Source organism: Roseomonas sp. 18066 (assembly GCF_902706185.1).
GTDB lineage: Bacteria > Pseudomonadota > Alphaproteobacteria > Acetobacterales > Acetobacteraceae > Pseudoroseomonas.
In genome coordinates this window covers 1-7,732 of sequence record NZ_CACSJM010000219.1, presented here as the reverse complement: position 1 = coordinate 7,732, position 7,732 = coordinate 1, and the positions used below count along the sequence as shown (strand labels likewise).

At 74.8% G+C, this 7,732-nt stretch carries 9 protein-coding genes; 3 read left to right on the top strand and 6 right to left on the bottom strand.

Translation table 11 applies throughout. The annotated features are described in order from the left end of the window. The 3 genes from GVN67_RS27095 to GVN67_RS27085 form a co-directional block, all read right to left on the bottom strand. Positions 1 to 425, bottom strand: a 425-nt coding sequence (locus GVN67_RS27095) for an adenosylcobinamide-GDP ribazoletransferase (protein ID WP_200845411.1), incomplete at its 3' end; no start/stop codon positions are given. Further along, on the bottom strand, positions 422 to 1,435 hold the full coding sequence (gene cobT, locus GVN67_RS27090; protein ID WP_160000429.1) for a nicotinate-nucleotide--dimethylbenzimidazole phosphoribosyltransferase: 1,014 nt from the start codon (positions 1,433 to 1,435) through the stop codon (positions 422 to 424). The genes GVN67_RS27095 and cobT, both read right to left, overlap by 4 nt. 1 nt (position 1,436) lies before the next feature. Then, a complete protein-coding gene (locus GVN67_RS27085; RefSeq protein WP_160000428.1) occupies positions 1,437 to 2,747 on the bottom strand; it encodes a cobyrinate a,c-diamide synthase in 1,311 nt (436 codons plus the stop codon). A 404-nt stretch (positions 2,748 to 3,151) separates the two neighbouring features. Between GVN67_RS27085 and GVN67_RS27080 the strand changes: the two genes are divergently transcribed. Next, positions 3,152 to 3,772 (top strand): hypothetical protein, encoded by a 621-nt coding sequence (locus GVN67_RS27080; protein WP_160000427.1) that lies wholly within the window; start codon positions 3,152 to 3,154, stop codon positions 3,770 to 3,772. Then, complete coding sequence (locus tag GVN67_RS27075) at positions 3,772 to 4,368, top strand: hypothetical protein (protein WP_160000426.1); 597 nt, start codon at positions 3,772 to 3,774, stop codon at positions 4,366 to 4,368. The genes GVN67_RS27080 and GVN67_RS27075 overlap by 1 nt, the downstream gene beginning before the upstream one ends. 57 nt (positions 4,369 to 4,425) lie before the next feature. On the opposite strand, the gene cobA is transcribed toward GVN67_RS27075, so the two are convergent. Next, positions 4,426 to 5,211: a uroporphyrinogen-III C-methyltransferase gene (gene cobA, locus GVN67_RS27070; RefSeq protein WP_160000425.1), complete on the bottom strand. Its 786-nt coding sequence runs from the start codon at positions 5,209 to 5,211 to the stop codon at positions 4,426 to 4,428. A gap of 14 nt (positions 5,212 to 5,225) precedes the next feature. On the opposite strand from cobA, the gene GVN67_RS27065 reads away from it, so the two are divergent. Further along, entirely contained in the window at positions 5,226 to 6,335 is a 1,110-nt protein-coding gene (locus GVN67_RS27065) for a cobalt-precorrin-5B (C(1))-methyltransferase (RefSeq protein ID WP_160000424.1), read from the top strand. A 5-nt stretch (positions 6,336 to 6,340) separates the two neighbouring features. Here the strand turns inward: GVN67_RS27065 and cobM are convergent, their stop codons facing one another. Both cobM and GVN67_RS27055 read right to left on the bottom strand, forming a co-directional pair. Beyond that, positions 6,341 to 7,096 carry a precorrin-4 C(11)-methyltransferase gene (gene cobM / locus GVN67_RS27060; protein ID WP_160000423.1) on the bottom strand — a complete coding sequence of 252 codons (756 nt, stop codon included), beginning with the start codon at positions 7,094 to 7,096 and terminating at the stop codon, positions 6,341 to 6,343. Then, on the bottom strand, positions 7,093 to 7,732 hold a 640-nt coding region (locus GVN67_RS27055; RefSeq protein WP_200845410.1), incomplete at its 5' end, for a cobalamin biosynthesis protein. The genes cobM and GVN67_RS27055, both read right to left, overlap by 4 nt.

The following is a 7,732-nucleotide window of genomic DNA, read 5'->3' as shown; positions in this document are numbered from 1 at the left end:
GCCATCAGCGCCACCGGCGCCACGGCGTCGCTCAACGCCACCCCCCGCACGCCCAAGGCCAGCACCAGGGCCAGCGCGCCAAAGCTGCCGATCCGGCTGTCGCGCATGATGGCGAGCTTGCGCTCCCGGTCGCGCCCGCCGCCGAAGCCGTCGGCCATGTCGGCCAGCCCGTCCTCGTGCAGCGCCCCGCTGGCCAGCAGCAGCACCGCGATCGCCCAGGGCGCCGCCATCGCCGGCGACACGCCTAAGCCCACCAGCCCCGCCTGCACCGCCCCCGCCAGCGCGCCGAGCACAGCGCCGGCCAGCGGATAGGCCCAGACCGCCCGCGCATAGCCCGCGCTGTCGAAGGGCTGCGGCAGCCACCCCACCGGCAGCCGCGTCAGCAGCCCGAAGGCGGCGCCGAGCTCGGCGAGGCGGGCCTTCACGGCGCTTCCGCCACCCCGGCCTCGGCGAAGGTCGCCATCCCCTGGTGGCAGGCCAGCGCCGCCCGCAGCAGCGGCACCGCCAGCGCCGCGCCCGAGGCCTCGCCCAGCCGCAGCCCGAGGTCCAGCAGCGCGGCCTTGCCCAGCCGGTCCAGCAGCCGCCGGTGCCCCGCCTCGGCCGAGCAATGCGCCACCTCGGCATGGTCCAGCCCGCCCGGCGCCAGCACCGCCAGGGGCGCTGCCGCGATGCAGGTGGCGAAGCCGTCCAGCAGCACCGGCACGCCGCGGTGGCGCGCCGCCAGCGCCGCCCCCAGGATCGCCGCCAGCTCTCTACCGCCCAGGCAGCGCGCGGCTTCCAAGGGATCGACCCGCGCCGCCGGGTGCCGCGCCAGCCCGGCATCAATGGCAGAAACCTTGCGCGCCAGCCCGGCATCGTCGACGCCGGTGCCGCGCCCCGCCCAGTCCGCGCCGCCGCCGCCGAACAGCGCCGCCGCCATCGCCGCGGCGGCGGTGGTGTTGCCGATGCCCATCTCGCCCAGGCACAGCAGGTCCAGCCGGGCCGGCAGCGCCGCGGCGCCCTGGTTCACCGCCTGAAGGAACGCGCGTTCATCCATGGCAGGGCCGGTGGTGAAGTCGGTGGTGGGCGCCTCCAGCGACAGGGGGACGACCTGCAGCGCGGCGCCCGCCACGGCGCAGAGCTGGTTGATCGCCGCGCCGCCGGCGGAAAAATTCTCCACCATCTGCGCGGTGACCGCGGGGGGGTAGGGCGAGACGCCCTGGGCGGTGACGCCGTGGTTGCCGGCGAAGACCAGCACCTGGACATGGTCCAGCCGCGGCTGGGCGCGGCCCTGCCAGCGCGCCAGCCAGGCCACCAGCGCCTCCAGCCGGCCCAGGCTGCCGGGGGGCTTGGTCAGCCGCGCCTGGCGGGCGGCGGTGGCGGCGGCCGCCCCGGCCTCCCCGGCGGGCAGGCTGGCGATGGCGTCGCGCAGCGCGGCCAGATCCGAAAAAACCATGTCAGGCCTCCTGCTGCGCGATGGCGTGGAAAAAGCTGCCGGAGACCCGGCCGCGCTGGCCGCCGCCCGTTCCCAGCGCGGTGCCGCCGGCATCGCTGAGCGCGGCCAGCGGCGCGTCGTCGCCGGGCTCGGCCAGGGTGGCATAGTGGAATTCATGGCCGCGCAGCACCGCGCCCGCCCGGCCCAGCGGCCCGTCGGCCAGCAGCACCGCCTGGCGATAGCCCAGGTTCATCCGGCGCCGGGCGAAGCTGGTGGCGTGGCTGAGCAGCCCGGCCATGGCATGGCGCTGCCCGGCGGCATCCTCCAGCCCCTGGCCCAGCAGCATGTAGCCGCCGCATTCGCCATGCACCGGGTGATGCCCGGCGAAGCTGCGCAGCCCGTCCAGGAAGCGGCCGGCGGCGGCGAGCTTGCCGGCATGCAACTCCGGATAGCCGCCGGGCAGCCAGCAGGCGTCGCAGCCGGGCAGCGGCGGCTCGTCGGCCAGCGGCGAGAAGCGGTGCAGCGTGGCCCCCGCCGCCTGCCAGCCCTCGACGACATGCGGGTAGAGGAAGGAGAAGGCGGCATCGTCGGCCAGCGCGATGCGCTGCCCCGGCGGCGGCAGGGCCGGGGCATGCGGGCGTGCGGCGGGCAGCGGCGCCGCGGCGGCCAGGATGGCGTCGAGGTCCAGCGCCTCCTCGGCCAGGCTCGCCAGCCGGTCCAGCAGCGCCGGCAATTCGGCCTGCTCGCGCGCCTGCACCAGGCCGAGATGCCGTTCCGGCAGCGACAGCGTCGCATCCCGCGGCAGCGCGCCCAGCACCGGCAGGCCGATGGCGCGGATGGCGTCGCCGGCGCCGGCGCGGTGGCGCGGGCTGGCCACCCGGTTCAGCACCACCCCCGCCACCCGCACCCCGTCCCGGTGCGTGGCGAAGCCGCGGGCGAGCGCCGCCGCCGTCTGCGACTGGCCGGAGACGTCGAGCAGCAGCAGCACCGGCAGGCCGAAGCGCGCGGCGATATCGGCGGCGCTCCCCTGCCGGCCGGGCTCGGCGCCGGCGCCGTCGAACAGCCCCATGGCCGATTCGACCAGCAGCAGGTCGAGCCCCGCGCCCGCCGCCGCAGCCCGCGACTCGAGCAGCCGCGGCGGCATCGCCCAGCTGTCCAGGTTGCCGCTGGGCCGCGCGCTGGCGGCCTCGTGGAAGGCGGGGTCGATATAGTCCGGCCCCGACTTGGCGGCGCCGACCGCCAGGCCGCGGCGCCGGAAAGCCGCCAGCAGCGCCAGCATCAGCGTTGTCTTGCCCGAGCCCGAGCGCGGCGCGCCCACCACCAGCCCCCGCATAGCCTGTTGCCCCGCCTCGTTTCTCTGGCCGAGCCCTAGCACAGCCGCGCCCCCTTGGCTGCGCGGGCCTGCCACGCGGCCAGTGCAGACGGCACCTAAGCAATTCGGTGTAACAAGTTGATTTCTTGTAAACACATTCTGCCAGATTTAGTGAACTCTCCCTTGCTCAGTCCAGGCCGGTCACGGTATTCGGGCGCTGGGTCGCTGCCTGCCGGGGATCCGATGTCTGGTCGTTCACCCCCCTGGGGCTGTTCCGCCGGTGCATCGGGGGCGCAGGCAAGGCCCGGGCCGCGCGCTTGCCCGGGGGGGTGGTGCCGGCTTCCAGCCTTCCGAATGTCTATTGTGGCCCGGTCGGGTCGTCTCGCCGCGTCCGCGCGCCGAACAAGAACGGAGAGGAAAGGGGCATGGTGCAGCACCAACCGCTTTCAGAGATGCGTCCTGCCGGGCAGTCGCCCGCGCATCAGCACGGCCGCCGCCGGCTTCGCCAGGTCCTGGCGGGGCTGCTGACGGTCAGCACCCTGTTCGTCTCCTCCGCCGCGATGGCCGCGCCCTTCCGCTGCCCCACCGAGGACCAGCAGCGGATGTTCGAGCTGTCGGCGCTGAAGACCGAGCTGATGGTCGTCGCCACCACCTGCGACACCGAGGCGCCCTACAACGACTTCATCCGTCGTTATCAGTCGCAGCTCTCGGGCAACGACCGCGCGGTGATCGATCACTTCAGCGGCCGCGACCGTCGCGCCGGCCAGCGCGCCAACGACACCTTCATCACCAACCTGGCCAATGCCCGCGCGCAGGAGGCCAACCGCATCGGCGCCGACTTCTGCGCCCGCAATGCCCGGCTGTTCAAGGAGGTGATGGCGCTGCCGTCGGCGGCCGAGCTCGGCCCCTATGCCGCGTCGAAGGACCTGCTGCCGGCCTCGCTGGGCAATTGCGTGACCGCCGCTTCCGCCCCCGCCGCCGCCCGGGCTGCCGCCGCCCGGCCGACCGCCGGCGCCAAGCCTGCCAGCCCCAGGGCCGCCCGTTGATGATCGCTACCCGCTCCACCGCCCTGATGGCGGTGATCGCCCTGCCGGCGCTGCTGGCCGCCTGCGCCAAGCCCACCACCGGGCCGGCCGCGGTGTCCTCGCGCCTGCCGATCTACGCGGCCGACATGATGGGGGCCTCCAGCCTCTGCACCGTGCCGGACGCGCCGAAGCTGACCGATGCCCAGGCGACCGAGGTGCCGATGGTCATCGGCAATGACGGCGGCTTCTGCGGCCTGCGCGTCGCCAAGCCGGGCCCCGAGCCCTTCGATGCCGGCCTGCTGACCGCCCGCGCCGCGAATGGCCGCGTCCGCGTGCAGAGCGTCGGCGACTACACCCGCATCGACTATATCGCCGATGCCGGCTTCGTCGGCACCGACAGCTTCGCGGTGCGGCTGCTGCCGGGCTCGACCTCGGTGAAGGTCAACGTGACCGTCCAGGGCGTCGCCGCCCCGGCCGCCGCCGCCACGCCTGCCGCCGTCACGCCGCGCGTCAGCGCGCCGCCGGCGACCAGCAGCACCTCGACCCGCAGCACGACGACGACGCCGGCGCGCGCGACCACGACCCCGGCGCGCCGCAGCACCACCCCGGCCCGCTGATCCTTTTCAGCGCGCGAGACCGAAGGCCCGGCGGGAGCGATCCCGCCGGGCCTTTTTTCATCCGAGCTGCCGCCGCGCCGTGACGATCCCGCCAATGGCGATCACCGCCGGCACCGTCCAGCCTGCGGCCTCGACCCGCGCGGCGATGGTGTCCAGCGTCGCCTCCAGCACCTGCTGCCGCGGGGTGGTGGCCTCGGCCACCGCCGCCGCTGGCGTCCCGCCCGGCAGCCCGCCTGCCAGCAGCGCCGCGGTCACCGCCGGCAGGCGCCGCAGCGCCATGTAGAGCACGATCGGCTGGCCGCTTTTTGCCAGCGCCGGCCAGTCCAGCGCATCCTCGGCGCCTTCGGCCGCATGGGCGGTGGCCAGCGTCACCGCCTGGTTCACCCCGCGCAGCGTCGCCGGGATCCCCGCCGCCGCCAGCCCGGCCAGCCCCGCCGTCAGCCCGGGGATCACCCGCCAGGGGATGCCCGCCTCGGCGAGCGCGAAGACCTCCTCGGCGCCGCGGCCGAAGACATAGGGGTCGCCGCCCTTCAGCCGCACCACCCGCCGCCCGGCCTGCGCCTCCGCGATCAGCCGCTGCGTGATGTCGTCCTGCCGGGCCGAGGGCCTTCCGCCGCGCTTGCCCATCACCAGCCGCTCGGCGGTATCCGGGGCCAGGGCAAGAATCCGCGGGTCGATCAGCGCGTCATGCAGCAGCAGCTCGGCCTGGGCCAGCGCCGCCAGCGCGTCCAGCGTCAACATTCCCGGATCGCCCGGGCCGGCGCCGACCAGCCAGACATGGCCGGGGCCGAGCACCGGCGGCGCGCGGCCGGTCAGCAGCGCCAGCGCCTCCATCCGGGTCATGCGCGCGGCGCCGGATGACAGCGGCGGGGCAGGGGGATAAAGCTGGCCGCGTGCCGCAGCCCGACCAACCGCTGCGCCGGGGCTGGACCACCGGCGCCTGTGCCACGGCGGCGGCCAAGGCCGCCTATGCCGCGCTGACCCATGGCGCCTTCCCCGACCCCGTCGAGATCACCCTGCCGCGCGGCGAGCGCCCCGCCTTCGCTCTGGCCGAATCCGGCTTTTGCGCCGATGGCCGCGCCACGGCGGGCGTGGTGAAGGATGCCGGCGACGACCCCGACGTCACCCATGGCGCGCTGATCCGCGCCACCGTCCGGAAGCTGCCGCCCGGTGCCGGGCTGGTCTTCCGCGCGGGGATCGGCGTCGGCACCGTCACCCTGCCCGGCCTGCCCCTGCCGCCGGGCGAGCCCGCCATCAACCCGATGCCGCGCGCCATGATCGCCGCGGCGCTCGCCGAGCTCGCCGGTGGCGACGCCGATGCCGAGGTGGAGATCTCCATCCCCGGCGGCGAGGCCATGGCCCAACGCACCATGAACCCGCGCCTCGGCATCTTGGGCGGGCTGTCGGTGCTGGGCACCACCGGCATCGTCATGCCCTATTCCTGCAGCGCCTGGATCCATTCGATCCATCGCGGCATCGACGTCGCCCGCGCGGCGGGGCTGGCGCATCTCGCCGGCGCCACCGGCTCGACCTCCGAAGCCGCGGTCCAGGCGCTCTACGGCTTGCCCGAGCAGGCGCTGATCGACATGGGCGATTTCGTCGGCGGCATGCTGAAATACCTGCGCGCCCATCCGGTGCCGCGCGTCACCGTGGCCGGCGGCCTGGCCAAGCTGACCAAGCTGGCGCAAGGCCGGCTCGACCTGCATTCCCGCCGCGGAGCTGTCGATCTCGAGGCGCTGGCCGCCCTGGCGCAGCGCCACGGCGCCAACGCCGAGCTCGCCGCCCGCATCGCCGCGGCCAACACCGCGCTCGAAGCCTTCACCCTGGCGATGGAGAAAGACATCGCGCTGCCCCAGGCCGTGGCGACCGCCGCCCAGGCGACCGCCGCCGCCGCCGTCGAGGGCACCGGCATCGCCGTCGACATCGCCCTCTTCGACCGCGACGGGACGCTGCTGGCCCGGGCCTGACACCGTCACGCCCCGCGGAACCGCCGCTGGTAATCCAGGCTGTACAGCGCGCTCTCCCGGAAATCCTCGGCACCCAGCGCCCGCCCGACCAGGATCAGCGCCGTCCGCTCGGCGGGCTCGGCGGCCAGCTTCGCCTCGATATCCGACAGAAAACCGCGCAGCACCCGCTCATCCGGCCAGGACGCCCGCACCACGATCGCGACCGGGCAATCCGCGCCATAGAACGGCGTCAGCCGCGCCACGATCGACGGCAGCGCATGGATCGCCAGGTGGATCGCCAGCGTCGCGCCGGTGGCGGCAAAACCCTCCAGCGTCTCGCCCTCCGGCATCGGCGAGGCGCGCCCCGACACCCGCGTCAGCACCAGGCTCTGCGCCACCCCCGGCACCGTCAGCTCCCGCCCCAGGGCGGCGGCGGCGGCGGAAAACGCCGGCACCCCCGGCGTCAGCGTGTAGGGAATCCCATGCCGCTGCAGCCGCCGGATCTGCTCCGCCACCGCCGACCAGATCGACAGATCGCCCGAATGCAGCCGCGCCACATCCTGCCCCGCCGCATGGGCGGCGATGTATTCGGCCTCGATGGCATCCAGATCCATCGGTGCCGTGTCCACCAGCCGCGCCCCCTCCGGGCAATGCGCCAGCAGCGCCGGCGGCACGATCGACCCCGCGTACAAGCACACCGGGCACGCCGCCAGCAGGTCCCGCCCGCGCAAGGTGATCAGGTCCGCCGCGCCTGGGCCGGCGCCGATGAAATGCACCGTCATGCGGGCTCCTCCATGCTGGCGAGCGCGCAGCTCACCCCCTCGCCGTCGATCCGCTTCAGCAGCAGCGTGCCCCCCACCGCCAGCGCGCAGCCCTCGGCCACCGACCCGATGCCGATCGCCCGCTGCGCCGCCTCGGATTTCGTCGGGCAGCGGTCCTGCACCGCCATCAGCCGGGCACGCGACACCAGCTGCAACGGCACCCCCAATCGGTCGGCGGCCTCGGCCACCACGGGGAGGTCGCGGAAGTCGGGGACCGACAAGGACACCACGCGGCAGCCGCCCAAACCCTCGGCACGGCGCACGACGGCGACCAGAGACGCCGCATCGGCCGACGGGCGCAAACCCAGGCCAGCGGTGGCCAGGGAGGGCGCCGCCCTCCCTGGACCCTCCCGCCGGGGGGATAGTATCCCCCCGGACCCCGCCGGCTTTTCCACCACATACTGAACGACCGTCATCGCCGGGCGATAACCATGCAGCGCCCCCACACGATCCAGCCGCTCCACCCCCAGCCGCACCAACCCACCACCCCAACGCGCATGTGCCGCCAGCAGCACCGCCTCCGTCTCGATGGTCACGGCATTGACGACCAGCCGCCCCCCAGGCCGCAAGGCAGCCCAGGCGGCCTCCAGCACCCCC